The organism is Oerskovia sp. 140933 (assembly GCF_059651515.1).
Window position 1 is genome coordinate 39,390 of sequence record NZ_JAMXIO010000014.1, and the last position, 15,727, is coordinate 55,116.

Annotated in this window: 10 protein-coding genes; 2 read left to right on the plus strand and 8 right to left on the minus strand. The window is 69.4% G+C overall.

What is annotated here, in order from left to right; genetic code table 11:
- The first annotated feature begins 1 nt into the window (after position 1).
- Positions 2 to 3,028, plus strand: coding sequence for a DEAD/DEAH box helicase (locus tag NHG27_RS09425; protein WP_497016118.1), 3,027 nt, complete (start codon positions 2 to 4; stop codon positions 3,026 to 3,028).
- A gap of 84 nt (positions 3,029 to 3,112) precedes the next feature.
- Here NHG27_RS09425 and NHG27_RS09430 read toward each other — a convergent pair whose 3' ends face one another.
- From NHG27_RS09430 to NHG27_RS09440, 3 genes are all read right to left on the minus strand, one after another.
- Entirely contained in the window at positions 3,113 to 4,561 is a 1,449-nt protein-coding gene (locus NHG27_RS09430; RefSeq protein WP_497016119.1) for a phospholipase D-like domain-containing protein, read from the minus strand.
- Positions 4,558 to 7,839 (minus strand): type I restriction endonuclease subunit R, encoded by a 3,282-nt coding sequence (locus tag NHG27_RS09435; protein WP_497016121.1) that lies wholly within the window; start codon positions 7,837 to 7,839, stop codon positions 4,558 to 4,560. Before NHG27_RS09435 ends, NHG27_RS09430 begins: the two co-directional genes overlap by 4 nt.
- 420 nt (positions 7,840 to 8,259) lie before the next feature.
- On the minus strand, positions 8,260 to 8,817 hold the full coding sequence (locus tag NHG27_RS09440; protein WP_497016123.1) for a hypothetical protein: 558 nt from the start codon (positions 8,815 to 8,817) through the stop codon (positions 8,260 to 8,262).
- Positions 8,818 to 9,048: 231 nt separating this feature from the next.
- Between NHG27_RS09440 and NHG27_RS09445 the strand changes: the two genes are divergently transcribed.
- Positions 9,049 to 9,330, plus strand: coding sequence for a DUF2510 domain-containing protein (locus NHG27_RS09445; protein WP_497016124.1), 282 nt, complete (start codon positions 9,049 to 9,051; stop codon positions 9,328 to 9,330).
- A 34-nt stretch (positions 9,331 to 9,364) separates the two neighbouring features.
- Here NHG27_RS09445 and NHG27_RS09450 read toward each other — a convergent pair whose 3' ends face one another.
- From NHG27_RS09450 to NHG27_RS09470, 5 genes are all read right to left on the minus strand, one after another.
- The gene (locus NHG27_RS09450; RefSeq protein WP_497016127.1) at positions 9,365 to 9,763 is read right to left on the minus strand and encodes a hypothetical protein; all 399 of its coding nucleotides are present in this window, start codon (positions 9,761 to 9,763) and stop codon (positions 9,365 to 9,367) included.
- Positions 9,764 to 9,854: 91 nt separating this feature from the next.
- Entirely contained in the window at positions 9,855 to 10,538 is a 684-nt protein-coding gene (locus tag NHG27_RS09455) for a hypothetical protein (RefSeq protein WP_497016129.1), read from the minus strand.
- 188 nt (positions 10,539 to 10,726) lie between these two features.
- Complete coding sequence (locus NHG27_RS09460; protein ID WP_497016131.1) at positions 10,727 to 11,920, minus strand: restriction endonuclease subunit S; 1,194 nt, start codon at positions 11,918 to 11,920, stop codon at positions 10,727 to 10,729.
- The gene (locus tag NHG27_RS09465; protein ID WP_497016134.1) at positions 11,913 to 13,493 is read right to left on the minus strand and encodes a class I SAM-dependent DNA methyltransferase; all 1,581 of its coding nucleotides are present in this window, start codon (positions 13,491 to 13,493) and stop codon (positions 11,913 to 11,915) included. Before NHG27_RS09465 ends, NHG27_RS09460 begins: the two co-directional genes overlap by 8 nt.
- Positions 13,494 to 13,605: 112 nt before the next feature.
- Positions 13,606 to 15,645 (minus strand): hypothetical protein, encoded by a 2,040-nt coding sequence (locus NHG27_RS09470; RefSeq protein WP_497016136.1) that lies wholly within the window; start codon positions 15,643 to 15,645, stop codon positions 13,606 to 13,608.
- Between the last annotated feature and the right edge of the window lie 82 nt (positions 15,646 to 15,727).

The window sequence follows — 15,727 nt, forward strand, 5'->3', positions numbered from 1 at the left end:
CATGGGCCTGCGTGACCTCCTGCGAGCCCGGCGCATGCGCCCTGATGACACCGAGTCGCCCATGCGGCTGTTCGCGGTGTCGTACGACTCCGACGGCGCCAACTTCGTCACGACGCCCGACGACCTCGCGCTGCTGCACCGAGGCGAAGGGCAGCGGTCGGCCCAGGAGCAGCACCTGGTCCTCGAGATGCTCGCCGAGCAGGGCGCGGCCTACCTCCTGCCCAACGGCTTCGCGATGCGCTCGGTGGACGTGGCCCGTCTGGGCGACGACGAGGCCGAGGTCCTCGGTCTCCCCCGGCGCCTGCCCGGCACGCTCGAACCGGAGGTCCGGGGCAACACGACGTCCCGCACGTTCTCCGTCACGCTCAGGGCCCGCATCGGGAGCCACCTGGAGCCGTGCCGCCGGAACGGTCCCGTCCTGACGATCGGCACGGCGACCCACTACCGGCTCTCGCCACGCGCGCTCAAGGTGATCTGCGCCGTCGAGCACCACGAGGCGCTGGCCTTCGAGGACCGCACCGAGACGAACAACGTCCGTCTCGTCGCCGAGCTCCAGGCTGCCAGGATCCCCCTGCCCGACGACCCGGACCGCGACGAACCCTTCCCGCTCCCCCTGGGGCACCTCACGAGCTGGTCCACCACGGTCCCGGACCGGGTCGGTCTCCTCGTCGACGAGCAGCCCGACGGCTCGTTGCACGTCTCTCCCGACCTGGGGCCCGACGTCGACCCGGATCGGTTGGCGAGCAGGTGGCACCAGATCGAGGGCGACCGGCAGTCCGGTGTCCTGCGCGTCGACGAGCAGCTCGTCCTCCTCGACGAGCAGCGTCTCGCAGGCGTGCGGGACGTGCTGGCCACGCCCCGCATCCCGGCAGAGAGGGCACGGGACTTCCTCACGGCGCCGGGGCAGTTCTTCGACCACGAGCTCGTCGACATCGAGCTGAACTTCGGGGTCCGCGTCGCTGGCGTGGGCATCATCGTCCCGCAGAGCTTCGCCGATGCGAGCGAGTCGGGCATCTCGTGGTTCGGGGACTCGGACGGCGTGCAGCCGGCCAGCATCCTCGCAGGGCTCATCGCCACCCTCCCTCAGCTGGACACGGTCGAGCAGGACGTGCGCGCCGCGCAGGACCAGGGCCGATCCGTCATCGCGATCGGTGACCAGCTGGTCGACATCAGCGACAGGTCCACGGTCGACAGCGAGCTCGCCACGGCGCGTGATCGCCTCCTCGACGAGACTCCCCTGCCTGAACCGGGCGACGACCCGACCGATCCGTCGGACCCGGCGACCCCTCGGACGGTTCAGGTCGGTGTGCACGTCGCGGACGTCCAGGACGTGGGCGAAGCGCTCCGGGCCTCCGCGTCGAGCACACCTCCTGCTCGCCCGGTCGACTACGCGAGCCTCCTGCGCTCGCCGTACCCGCACCAGCGCGAGGGCATCGAGTGGATGGTGCGGCTCATGACCGCGTCTCTCCTCAAGCCCGACGGCGACCCCTCGCGCGTCCAGGGCGCGATCCTCGCGGACGACATGGGCCTCGGCAAGACCTACATGACGCTGGTCGCGCTGCGCGAGTTCCTCGAAGCACAGCGCGCCCGTGGGGGGACGGTCCGCCCGACGCTCGCGGTCCTCCCGGTCTCGCTGATCGAGAACTGGCAGGCGGAGATCGACGCGACCTTCGCGACGAACCCGTTCGAGGACGTCGTGGTGCTCCAGGGCAAGGGCATCACGGCCTTCCAGGAGCTGGGGCGGGGCAAGGAGACCACGGCGAGCGTCGTGAACCTCGACGACCAGGGCATGCTGCGTGCCGACGCGATCCGCTTCTCGCTGAAGATCGGTCCGGAGCACGGCAGGAGTCGGCTCGACATGCCGGGCCGGCTGGTTCTCGTGACGTACGAGACGCTCGCCTCGTACCAGCTCTCGCTGGCGCAGGTCGACTGGGGTGCGGTCGTGTTCGACGAGGCCCAGACCATCAAGAACCCCGACGCCCTGCGCACCCGGGCCGCCAAGGCGCTCAAGGCGCGGTTCATGCTGCTGGCCACGGGAACCCCGGTCGAGAACAAGATGCTCGACTTCTGGTGCCTCATGGACGCCGCCCAACCGGGGCTCCTGGGTTCCTGGGCCGAGTTCCGAACGCAGTGGGTCTCGCGGATGGAGAAGGCTCCGAGCGAGGAGAAGTCCCGGATCGGGCAGGAGCTGCGTGAGCTCGTGGGCCCGTTCATGCTGCGACGGATCAAGGAGGACCACCTCAGGGACCTTCCTCCCAAGACCGTCTACGGCCCTGAAGGCGGGCCCGCGCAGGTCGCCCGCCCAGATCTCGGCGTCGTGATGCCCGTGCCTCAGCGCGACGCGTACGACGCGGTGCTCGAGGGCTACCGGCGCAACGGCCCGGGGGTCCGCGGGGCGGCGCTCGCGACCGTCCAGGCTCTGCGTGGAGTGAGCCTCCACCCGTCGGCGTCGGGGGACGCGCCTCTGTCGAGCGATCCCGCGGACCTCGACCTGTCCGCGCGCATGGTCGCGGCGGTCCGGGTCATCGACGAGGTGCGGGCGGTGGACGAGAAGGTCATCGTGTTCGTCATCAACAAGAAGGTCCAGGCTCGGCTGGCCCTGTGGTTGCAGGAGCGCTACCGGCTGCGGGTTCGTGTCGTCAACGGCGACACCGCCGCGGTGGGTTCGGGCGCGACGCGCAAGGGGATCATCGGGGAGTTCGAGCGAGCGCCGGGCTTCAACGTCATCATCATGTCGCCGCTCGCGGTCGGGGTGGGGCTGACGATCGTCGGGGCCAACCATGCGATCCACCTGGAACGGCACTGGAACCCTGCCAAGGAGGCGCAGGCCACGGACCGCATCTACCGGATCGGTCAGACGCGGCCCGTCCACGTCTACCTCCCGATGGCCCTCCACCCGGACACGACGTCGTTCGACCTCAACCTCGACCGGTTGCTGCAGCAGAAGTCGACGCTGCGGGACGCGATCGTCGTGCCCGAGGCCGTGGGAGAGCAAGAGGTCGTGGCTGCGCTAGGGCTCGGCGGCTGACGCCCGGCGCCAGGAGATATGCGGCCCGACGACGGCGCGTACCCCCCGCGATCCGGTGATCTCGGGGGTGCGCACTCTGCTGCCTCAGGCTTCTTCGACCTCGTCGTCCTCCTGGAGCTGCCACGCGTCGCGCAGCCCGTCCCAGGTGTCCCAGAACTCGACCATGCTGAAGGGGAGCTCGAGCAGGACGCCCGTCGTACCGAGAATCGCCTCGACCCCCATCTCGTTCCCGTCGGCGTCCTTGTGCAGGTCGAGACCGACCGGGTCGTGGTCGAGCTCGTCGATGATCGCGTCCGTCGCCGACGCCAGGTCGGTCGCTCCGAGCACAGCGAACAGGTCGCCGAGCGACTCGACCTGGCGCACCTGCTCTGGACCCCAGTCGCGGCGCCGACCTTCCCAGCCGCACGCTGGGCAGACGTGCGTGGGCATCGGGCCCGACCCGATCACGCAACCACCCAACACGTAGACGTCGGGATCCGGAGGACCTGCCGGCAGTCCTCGAAGGACGACGCGCAGTCTCGTCTCGCATCGAGGACAACCGATCGGTCGCTCCCGAAGGGCGTCGACCTCCACCTCGGCTGCGCGCCCCTCGGTCTCCGCGAGGGCTCGCCGCACGGTCGCGGCCGCACGAGTCGTCAGTGGCCCCGAAGCATAGAACTCCTCACCCTCGGCGTGCACCAGTCTGCGGACCTCGGAGTACGTCATCGAGGGGCCTTCGAAGGGGCCGACACAGATCGCCGCGTGAGTGGGATCGCCCACCTCGTTCACAATCCGCACCACTCGGGAGACCGGCCATGACCGGCGGTTTCCGTGCGGCTCCCCCTGTCCGTCCTTGACCGCGAAGAGCAGCAGCTCGTCGCCGGGCCGCACGAAGATCTCCCCTTCGCTCAACCGATAGCTCTCGACGCTCAGGTCGGTGAAGCGCGACGCGAAGTGCTCGATCGCCGCCTCCTCGGCCGGTGACGCGGGGGAGTCGTCAGGCGTCCATGGCGCAATCCACAGACGCCGGTGCGACTCACGCGGGAGCCCGGCCCGACGCGGAGGCAGTGGGACGCTGCGCGGCCTGTAGATCGTCGTCGCGCGCTCGATCCACTCCTGGTCCACCCACTCCGCTTCCGGATCCCCGGACCACTCGTCGATCTGAAGGTCCGCCTGTGCGGCGACCTCGACGTCGTCGGTCAGGAGCGCCGCCTCACGCAGCGACGTGCGCGAGCGCTCGGAGGCGTTGGCCGATCCGACGAGGGTCTTGCGCTCACCGGTCTCCTCGGACCCGCCGACGATCACCTTGGCGTGCAGCCGGGCGACCGACACCAGGACCACGCCACGGTCGAACAGCACCTGGAGCGCAGCGGGGTTCGTGGTGCCACCGGAGAGCGACTCGTCGGACCCGTCGAACACCAGCGTGTCCCCCGCGCCCAGAGGCAGCAGGTCTGGAGCCTCACGTCCCACGTAGGCGATCGCGGCCCGCACCGGCGTCGGCCACGTAACGTCCCGCAAGGACTCCCAGACCTTCTCCGACACGAGCTCGATCACGCCGCCCCCTCCTCGCGCTCCGCGTAGCGCGGGGCCATCGACTCCATCTGTTCCATGACGAGCTTGATCGCTCCGGGCTGCTTGTCCGGCGGGTAGCCGTGCTTGACGAGGAGCCGCTTGATCGAGGAGCGCAGCTTGGCGCGCACGTCCTCGCGCACGGTCCAGTCGGTGCGCACGTCGCGCCGCAGGACCGTGAGGAGCTCGCGGGCGATGTCGGCGAGGACCCCGTCCCCCTGGACCTCGACGGCCGACTCGTTGGCCCGGACCGCATCGTAGAACGCGAGCTCGTCGCTCGTGAGGGGCGGCGAGAACCGGGCACCGCGGTCACCTTCGGCCGAGACCTCGTGCGCCATCTCGATGAGTGCTGCGATCACCTCGGCGGACGTGAGGTTGGAGTTGGTGTACCGCGTCATGAGCTCGTTGAGCCGGTCGGAGAACGCGCGCTGGCGCACCAGGTTGTTGCGGGTCGCGGCGCGCGACTCCTCCTGGATCACCTTGCGAAGCGCCTCGATCGCGAGGTGCGGGTTCTCGGCGTGCGTCGCCGTCGCGAGGAAGGACGTGTCGATCTCGTCGATGCGCGGCGACTCCATGCCTGCCGCCTGGTAGATGTCGAGCACCTCGCCCGAGTCGACGCTCTCGGCGACGAGCTGGTTCAGCATGCGCTGGACGTCGTCGGGGATCGCCTCACCCCGCGCCTGGCGGTCCTCGGCGTCGAACTTCCCCATCCAGACGCGCACCTCCTCGAAGAACCGCACGTCGTCGGCGATGTCGGTGAGGTGGTCCGCTCCCCCGGCGAGGGCCCAGGCCCTGTGCAGCTGACCCGCCTGACGGCGGAAGGTCGCGCCGAGCGTGTCGCTGCCGTCCTCGACGTCCTGCGGCCGGTTGCCGACCGTGCCCGGGTCGCGCAGGTGGTTCACGGTCGCGTGGACGGCCAGGACGTACGCGCGCTTGTCGTCCACGGCGAGCCGTGCGCGCCAGTCGAACCCGGAGAGCGTCGCACGCACCTGGGTCACGAGCAGCTCGGCCAGCGCGACGGCTTCCTCGACCTGGCGTCCGAGGGGTCGGGTCTTCTGGTCCTGGGGCGAGTACTCGCGCAGCGCGGCGGCGAGGTTCTCCGCCACGGGGGCGTAGGCGACCAGCAGGCCTGCGGTCTTGCCGCGGAACGTCCGGTTGACGCGGGCGAGCGTCTGCATGAGCAGCGCGCCCTTGATGGGCCGGTCGAGGTAGAGGGTGTGCAGGGGCGGGGAGTCGAAGCCCGTGAGCATCATGTCCTTGACGATCACGATCTCGAGCTCGTCGTCGGGGTCCTTGAGCCGCTGCTTGATGGCCGCGTTCTCGCTGTCGCGCCGCACGTGATCGCGGATGGGCGCGGGGTCCGACGGCGTCCCCGAGTAGACGACCTTGATCTTTCCGGTGGCCAGGTCGTCGGAGTGCCAGTCGGGGCGCAGGGTGACGATCTCGCTGTAGAGCCGTGCACAGATCTCGCGGGTCGCGCCGACGACCAGCGCCTTGCCCGGGGTGCGTTCGTGCCCGGCGCGGCCGAGCGACTCGAACATCGCGGCCCGGCGCCCTTCCCAGTGCGCGACGAGGTCGGCCGCGAGCGCCTCCAGGCGGGCCGGGGCACCGTAGATCGCGTTGACGACTGCGACGCTCGACTCGATGCGGCGGCGCTCGGCGTCGTCGAGCCCCGTGGTCATCTCGTCGGCGGCCGCGTCGATCGTCGACTCGTCGGCACCGTCGACGAAGTCGACCTTCACGAGACGGGAGTCGAAGTACACGGGGACCGTGGCGCCGTCGTGCACGGCGCGGGAGAGGTCGTAGACGTCGATGTCCTCGCCGAACACCGCACGCGTGTCACGTTCGGCGGTGCTGATGGGTGTCCCGGTGAACGCGATGAGCGTGGCGTGCGGGAGGGCGCTCTTGAGGTGCCAGGCGTAGCCGTCGAGGTCGTCGTAGTGGCTGCGGTGGGCCTCGTCGACGACGACGACGATGTTGCGCCGGTCGGACAGCAGAGGGTGCTTGGTGCCTGCCTGCTTCTCGGCGGGCGAGAGCCCGAACTTCTGCAGTGTCGTGAAGTAGATGCCGCCGGTCACCCGGCCGGCGAGCTCGGTCCGCAGCTCCTCGCGACGGCGGATCTGGCGGGGCTCCTCGGGCAGCAGCTGGCTGCGCCGGAAGGTCTCGTAGAGCTGGCCGTCGAGCTCGGTGCGGTCGGTCACGACGACGACCGTGGGGTTACGCAGCCGAGGGTGCCGCATGACCTGGTTGGTGTAGAGCTCCATCTCCATGGACTTGCCCGAGCCCTGGGTGTGCCAGACGACGCCCGCCTTGCCGTCGGACGCGACCGCGGTGATGGTCTTCTCGATCGCCTTGGAGACCGCGAAGTACTGGTGAGGCTTGGCGACACGCTTGCTGAGCCCTTCGCTCCCCTCGTCGAACGCGACATATCCGTGCAGCAGCTGGAGGAAGCGGAGCTGGTCGAACAACCCGTAGAGGGCGAGCCGCAGCGCGGTGACGGGCTCGTCCTCGGCGGGCGTGTCGCCGTCGGGCCCCTGCACGCCGTCCGGGCGGCCGGACGGCCCGACGGGGCGGCCGTCGTCGTCGACGTTCCACGGCGAGAAGTGGTTGAACGGCGTGAAGGGCGTGCCGTAGCGCGCAGTGATGCCGTCGGAGAGGACGGTCAGCACGACGAAGCGGAAGACCAGCGGCAGCTCACGGACGTAGGTCGCGACCTGGGCGTGGGCCGCGGCGAGGTCGGCTGCCCTGGTGCCCGCGTTCTTGAGCTCGATCACGCTGACGGGCATCCCGTTGAGGTACAGGACCACGTCGAAGCGCCGTTCGACGTCGCCGCGCACGACCGTGACCTGGTTCGCCGCGAGCCAGTCGTTCTCCGACGGCTCGCTGCTCACGAGGCGGATGGTCGGGTTCTGCTCGATGCCCTCGACGTCGATGTAGCTGATGCCACGGAACCCGTCGGTCAGGAAGTCGTGGACGCGCTTGTTCTCGGCGATCGCGTCGTTCGACGTCGGGGCGACGATCGCGGCGAGCGCCTGGTCGAGGTACTCGCGCGGCACGTCCGGGTTGAGAGCGCGCAGCGCGGTGCGCAGGCGGGTGGGGATGAGGAGCTCGTCCCACGACTCACGCTCGGGGACGGGGTGCCCGTCCGGCCCGACGACGGCGCTCGCCCCGGGCGCGATCTCCTTGCCGTGCTTCACGGTCCAGAAGAGCTCGCCCAGGTCGTCGAGGGCCAGGTGTTCCCAGGCGTCCTCGGTGAGCTTCATGGATCCTCCGTGATGTCGGTGCGGCGACTGCTGCGCTGCGGTGCTGCGGTGCTGCGGTGCTGCGGTGCTGGGGTGCTGGGGTGCTGGGGTGCTGGGGTGCTGGGGTGCTGCGGTGCTGCGGTGCTGGTCCGGAGCCTATCGGCGCCATGACTCATTCTTGGTGGTCTCGTGGCGGGGCGCGGTGGGTGAAGTGATATGGGGGTTATCGGCGTGTGCCCCGCGCGGCCGGCCTTCGGGTAGCTGTCGCCGGCTCGACGCCCTCACTGCCGGCCAACTTCCGTGGCAGCGGCGCCGCCATACCCAGGATCTCGGAGGCGAAGGAGAACATCTCCTCGCGCTCTGCCCGCTCGGCGTCCGCCTTGCGCTGGGCCTTGCTCGTGGTCGCGCTCGTGGACCTGCTCCTGCTCGTCCGGTCGCTCATCACTCCGCCCCCTCCACCGTCACGACCCCGTCCATCCCCCGGTCCGGGTGATATGACCAGGCGACCGTGATGCCGTCCCAGCTCTCCTCCTGGCGCCCGTCCATGGACGTCGTCTGCCCCATGTGGGAGAGCACGCTGGACGGCGCCTCGAGCGCGTCGAGCACACAAACGAGATCCTCGAGCGCGCCGCCGGTGAGCTGGTCCTCCCCCTTGTTGTCGAACGTCAGGGTGGATCCTTCGTCGGCCACGACGAACCACGGATCGCCTGCGAGGTCGCAGGTCTCGACAGCGTCCGTGAGCACCGCGCTCTGAGCCGTCCTCGCTGCCGCAGCCTGCCCCGCGCCGATCGCGGCCATGCCGCCGGCACCGACGACGAGTCCGATCACTCCCGTCACGACGGGCAGCACCCATGTGGGTCGCTTTCCCGGCCCGACGGCGGGGCTCCCCTCTCCCGTCGACGCCGCCCAGACCTGGGCGTCGGTTGGCGACGGGGGCGGCGGAACGTCGGCAGCGAGTTCGCCGCTGTCCGGGACGGGCGGGGTGGGCTGGTCAGTCATGGTTTCTCCTGGGATCACGGTGGAACGGGGTTCAGGGGATCGACCCCGTGCTCAGTCTCTGCGGCGCAGGGGTGGGACGCGACGAGTGCCGCGATAAGGGGATGATCAGATAGATCGCGATCGCCGGTAGCGTCTGCAGGTGATAGTCGGCGGTGCCCGGCGAGCCGCATCCCAGCCGTCGACGCCGAGCACCTGAGCACGGAAGACACCACCACAGCCGAGGAGAACACCGTGACCCACCAGCCCGGCTGGTACCCCGACCCGTACGACCCGCGGCTGGTGCGCTGGTTCGACGGGCAGCAGTGGACCCAGCACTCACAGGCCGTCCAGACCGCGCCGTCGCCAAGCCCCCGGAAGCTGAGCACGGTTTCGATCGTGCTGATCGTGGTGGGCGCGATCCTCCTCCTGTGCGCGATCGTCGCGATGATCCTCGGCGTCGTCGCCCTCGTTGCGTTCTTCGCGAATATCGCTCAGGGAGTCGTCTGCGGAGAGAGCCCGCACTACTGCACGTAGCAGGTCCGGTCGGAGGCGCTCACCGCAGACATGTTCAGCCCCCGTTGAGCGCGTTCTCGTACTCCAGGGCGGACTGCATGAGCTCGTCCTCGGTCACGAAGCCGTCCCACTCACGCAGGTACGGCCTGTCGAAGTCGATTCCGTTGCTGCACTCGACGTCGTCGTGCCAGTCCTCGTTGAAGGTGATCGAGAGATAGCACGACCAGGCTGCCGGCTGTTCGGGCGCCATCTGTTCCCACTGGTATTCCAGGTCGTACTCTTCCGGGACACCCTCTTCTGGTACGTAGATCGCAGGCTCTTCGTAGTTTCCGAAGTCGTCGATGTCGTTGGCCCAGATTCCATGGGACCCGGTTCCGCCCGGCGCGTAGGCGGCGCAGCCCGTCGTCAGGAGTCCCAGGAATGACAAGACGACGAGCCCAGCTGTTCTCCGCACCGCGTTCCGCTCCTTCTACGCTTCGATCGTCTTGTGCGCGGGCCCGATATTAGTCGCCTCCGTCACCGTCGGACAGGGTCGGCCGGGTGGACTATCCGAAGAATCCCGCGACCACGACGGAGGCGAGACACGCCGCGATCGAGGAGACGAGCATCGGAGCTGCTCGCCGGCGGGCATCCCGTCGGAGGCGCCCGGTCTCCGATGCTCTCTCGGCCTCCCAGGCCGCGACGAGCCCCGGGTACGCGGCGGTCGCGCGGTCGAACTCGACGTTGAGACGAGCCTGGCGTTCCGCTTGATCGGCCCGCGCACGAATCATCTCGGCGACCCAGACGCCGTGGTCCGGGTTCGCCTGGTGGGCGTAGCGCGGGCCGTAGCGCTTGATGCACGTCGAGCCGACCCGGGCTCGCATGCTCTCGCCGTTGGTCAGCGGCCGGCCACAGATCACGCACACCCGCGAGAGCAGCGGGATCTGCCGCGGAGGCTCGCGCCGGACGCGCCCCCGCCTCGCGACCGTGCGATGCGGCCGGCGTGGGCGACGGTAGTCGAGGTGTCGGCCGAAGAGGACAGCGCTCACCACGAACCAGACGAGGCTCGAGAGCAGGGCGACCGCCACAGCGGGTCCTCCGAGGAGTCCGAGGGCGCCGACCAGGAGGGCGCCGACCAGCAGCAGCCAGCGCTTCCGGCCCGACGGCGCCGGTCCCGTTCGGAGGCCGGGCTCGGCGGGTGCGGTAGTCGCCTCGCGCGCCGCGTCAGTGACGCCGGCGTGATGGTTCATGACTTCCTGCTGTCGGGTGAAGGGTGCTGCGTGCAGGGGAGATCGGGCGGCGAAGGGATCGCCGCCCCGGGAGGGTCGGTCGAGATGAGCGGTGATCGAGATGCGGCCAACGGGGGCTGATCAGGCGCTACGACCCCCCTTAGCCGCATCTCGATCACGCAGGATCGCGGCGGCGTCGCGAACCGCGGTCAGGCGACCTCGGAAACGATGCGCTCGGCATCCCTGACCCGGAGCTTGCCGGACATGAGCTGCGGGAGGAGGGTGTCGCGGGTGGCGGCGAGGGTGCGGTTCTCCTTCTGAGAGGCGTCGACGATGTCGAGTAGCCCCCGGATCGCACCCTCAAGAACGTCGAGCGAGTCAGCGTCGAGCCCCGGGACGGACAGGTGATCAAACGTCTTCATCGTGATGGTGTCGAAAACTGAACCATGCGCTAGCGCCTTCGCGTGGTCAGTTGCCGCCCGAATGGCAAAGTACAAGACCGAAGCAGGCAACGCCCCAGGCACGAACCCGTAGCACGACTGGTTGAAGGACGCCGACTCCGCCAGCCGCGCGACCGCACCGACGGTGCCGCGGGCCGTCAGAATGACCGAACCGGCAGGCAGCGGCTTCGCTTTGGTCGAAGCGATCGCGAGATCTGTGATCTTCTCCTCAGTGTCAAGAATCACCGACTGCCCTGCACCCGTGACGTCACGCGCAGATATCCAGAGATTGTCACCGTCCCAGAATTCAATCATCGAACGCGCAGGGGTCCCTCCCAGCACTGGCATCAAACGCGAACTCATTGGAACCATCTCCACACCACGCGTCGCCTCGCGATAGATTGCCTGCGCAAGGGCCTCGGCTGTGGAAGCAAGCTTGGCGTTGGCCGCGACCTTGTCGTCGAGCGCACCCAGCACCTCGGCAACTCCGTGCTGAACCTCAAGACTCGGCAACGGCACAATCAGTCGAGCGAGATCCGACCCGCGTATGCCTGCAGCCGCCACTTGGTTAACAATGCTCTCCATATTACGACGCCCTGCGGGAGATCGGAAGTAGTAGAAGTAGTACGACGATAACGCGCGCTCCTCGTCCAGACGAACTCGAATCAGATGACTCTCCCAGGTTCGATCATGCGATGAACCTAGAACAAGGGAGCACTTTCCGGCACCTTCGAATGTCAGGGACTGGCGAGCAAAAAGCAAATCCCCTTCAACCAGAAGACAGGTCTCCATCTCGCGGTCATTAAGTGGAGCTAACTCAAAATCGCCCTCGCCAATTCGATCGAGCGCGAATATCTCCTTCATGTTCACCATGGGAACACCCGACCCGCGCCGCGCCGAAGAATAACTCACACCATTCCTGAGCGGAATCGAGAACAGTTCGTCGAATGCAACCTCAGCCACCGATCCTCCCCAGCTGCTCCCGCACTACGGCCTCGAGCCGTGCCGACTCCTCGAACTGAGCAAAGAGCTCAGAAGTCAGCCGCGCGATCTTGTCCTCGATGGGCTCGCCGTCATCCTCGACCTCGGCGGCACCGACGTAGCGTCCGGGCGTGAGCGCGTATCCCGCGTCCTTGATCTCCGCGAGGGTGACGGACTTCGAGAAGCCCAGCTCGTCGTCGTACACCGCTCCCGCGGTAACCGCCGAGGGTGTGCCGCGCCACGCGTGGTAGGTTCCCGCGATCTTGGCGATGTCCTCGTCGGACAGCGCGCGCTCGGCGCGGTCGACCATGTACCCGAGGTTGCGGGCGTCGATGAACAGCACCTGCCCGGTGCGATCCACAGAACCGCGAGCGCCCGCCGTCTTGTCCTTGGCGAAGAACCAGACGCACACGGGGATGCCCGTCGAGCGGAAGAGCTGGGTCGGCAGCGCGACCATGCAGCTCACGAGGTCGGCCTCGACGATCTGCGCGCGGATCTCGCCCTCGCCGCCCGAGTTGGACGACATGGACCCGTTGGCCATGACCACGGCCGCAGACCCGGTGGACGTCAGCTTGGAGAGGATGTGCTGGATCCACGCGTAGTTCGCATTGCCCACGGGCGGCACCCCGAAGCGCCAGCGCGGGTCCGACTCCGAACGCGACCAGTCTTTGATGTTGAACGGCGGGTTGGACATGACGTAGTCCATCTGGGTGTCCGCGTGCTGGTCGCGCGCGAACGTGTCCCCCCAGCGGGGCCCCAGGTTGCCCGTGAGGCCGTGGATCGCGAGGTTCATCTTCGCGAGGCGCCACGTGCGCTCGTTGAGCTCCTGGCCGTAGACCGAGATCTCCTGCGGGCTGCCGCCGTGCTTCTCGATGAACTTCTCGGCCTGCACGAACATGCCGCCCGACCCGCACGCCGGGTCGTACACGCGCCCGCTGTACGGCTCGAGAACCTCCACGAGGACCCGCACCACGCCGGCGGGCGTGTAGAATTCGCCGCCGCGCTTGCCCTCGGCACGCGCGAACTTCTCCAGGAAGTACTCGTACACCTCGCCCAGCAGGTCGCGCGCCTTGGACGCGCCCTCGCCCGTGAAGCGCGTCGAGTTGAACAGGTCGAGCAGCTCGCCCAGGCGTCGCTGGTCCACGTTGTCACGGTTGAAGATGCGCGGCAGCGTGGCCGCGAGCGACGGGTTGGACCCCATGATGTGGTCCATGGCGTCGTCGATCAGCTGCCCGATCGGTGCGAACGGCTCGCCCATGGCCGCCGGCCGGCCCTTCGCGTTCTCCGCGAGGTAGCCCCAGCGCGCTTGGAGAGGGATCCAGAAGACCCCGCGGCTCGTGTACTCGTCGATGTCCTCGAGGAACTGCTGGCTCTGCTCCTCGCTCAGGCCGTCGGCGGCGAGCTCCGCGAGGATCTCGCCGCGACGCTCCTCGAACGCGTCCGAGACGTACTTGAGGAACACGAGCCCCAGGATCACGTCCTTGTACTGCGAGGCGTCCATGGAGCCACGGAGCTTGTCCGCGGCCTTCCACAGCGTGTCCTTGAGCTCCTTCATTGACGAAGGAGCTGAGGGAGCCGCCTTGCTCGTGGCTGCTGCCTTGGTGCGGGGAGGCACTGGTCCTGCTTTCTTCGGGGTCGTGGGGACGTCGAACAGGGTCGGGGCGTCGTCAGGCATTGTCCACCGTTCGGAGCTGGATGAGGGCGTCGGCGACGCCCCGGGTCAGGGTCGTGCGGAGCTCGGCGAGGCGTCGGGCCTCGTCGAGCACCAGGGTTTCGCGCTGCCCGACGGCGGCGAGCAGCTCTTCGAGAGCGCTCACCTGGTCCTCGGGGACCTCGCGCACCTCCCACGTGCGCCACCGCTTGGCGGTCGCACGCTGGGACGAGATGTCCGCGGCGAGGACGTGCGGGACGAGACCAGGGGCTCGAGCCCGGTCGATGCGCAGCACCTGCGCCGGGAACTCCACCACGGACAGTCCGACGTGGTCGACCACCGCGGCCGGGTAGGGCGCGGTGCAGAAGATCACGTCGCCAGGCTCGGTGTACCGGGCGGCGGGGAGCGCCGAGAACGTGAGCCGGTCCATGAGCCGCTCGCCGAGGATCACGTCACCGGTCAGCTCGGCAGGACCGACGACCGGCACCTCGCCGACCGCACCGACGGCACGCGGGTCCAGCCGGTTCCCGGAGATCCTCCGCACGCCACCGCGAGCCTCGACCGACCGGAGCGTCTCGCGGCGCGGGTCTCGCCCCGGGCCGGGGACGACGGACTCGGCCCCCGCGAGCCCGAGCCCCGTGGCGAGCTCGTGCGCACGCACGGCCGCACGACCGCCGTCGTCGCGCCGGCCCACCCGGAGCCGACGGAAGTCCACCGAGAGGTCGCTCCGTGAGGCGACGAGCGAGGACGTGTAGGCGAAACGCGTGAAGCGGAAGGCGTGCCCCTGGACGTCCCTGCGAGTCCCTTGAGCGGCGACGACGTCGGTCACGAGGTCGTCGATCACGCCCTCGTCGAGCGCTCCCCCGGTGACGCGCTCGCCCGCGAGGTCCGAGACGGTCGTCCACTGCTCGGCGAGCCCGACGTCGGCGGGCGGGTCGCCCAGGACCCAGATCGCGAGGCGCTCGCGCGAACGCCCGGGGAGGAGCCCCGCAGGGAGCTCGACGACGCTCCGCACCTGGTCGTTGCGCAGCAGGCTGGACCGGAGCTTCTCCGCCTCGCCGTCGACCGCTCCCACGAGCGCGCTCGCGGGCCCCAGCACGACGGCGAACCGGCCGGGCTCGCGCTGCACGGCGAGGGTCTCGACCGCGCGCAGGACGTCGTCGTCGGACCACGGGGTGCTGCCGACGGGAGGGAGCTGTGCCACGATCGTCGCGCCGGGCGAGACGGCGTGGCCCACGGCGTCGTCGGCGTCGAGGTCCAGCACACGGACGCCGAGGACACCCAGGCGCCTGCGCGCGAGCCGGGTCGCGGGATCCGTGCGAACGTCGGGCACGGCGCAGGCCGGGGCGTCGTGATCGCCGTTCGCGTCGCTCCCTGCCCGGACTGCTGCCACCAGCAGGTCGCCGCAGTCGGCATGCGGGTTGGCGAGCGTGAGCGGCCCGCGCCCGGACGTGAGCGCCAGGACGATCCTGCCCACGACGTCGAGGGCTCCCTCGGATGCTGCCGACTCGGTGAGCGTCCTGCGTCCGGCCCGGTGCCGGTCGAGCAGGACGGCCTCGAGCGCGCCCGCCGGTGTGTAGGCGGCGTCGGCCGCCGTGTCGGCCAGCTCGCACAGGTCGCCCAGCCGGTCGCCCAGCGCCTCGATCTCCGAGTAGGCCAGGTGGTCGTCGGGGTCCACCTCGTCGGCGAGGTCGAGCACCTCTGCACGACCGAGCGCACCGAGGAGCTCACCCGTCTGCGCCTTGAGGTAGAGCAGCGACGTGAGGCCGTCGAGCGCCACGTCCGCGTCAAGACCGGGGACCTCGTCCAGCGCGGCCCTCATCGCGACGTCGGCCGCGAACGAGGGGTTTCGGCCGAGTCCGCTGCGCTCGATCCACGCCGTCACCTCGGAGGCCCGGAACCGCTGCTGGTCACGACGGGTAGCGACCGCCTCCGGGAACGGCGAGACCGCCGTCGCGTACCGCCGGCGCCACATGGAGACCACGGGGCGCTGCACGTGCGCCAGCTCGGCGATGTCCGGCAGCGACAGCGTGAGCGAGTCGAGGACCGACGGCACAGCAGCTCCCTTCGTCAGGACCGGTAGGTGAGCGAGCTCGTCGGGCGAGCTCGCTGGAAGGACAGTAGCGCGGATCTCTCCT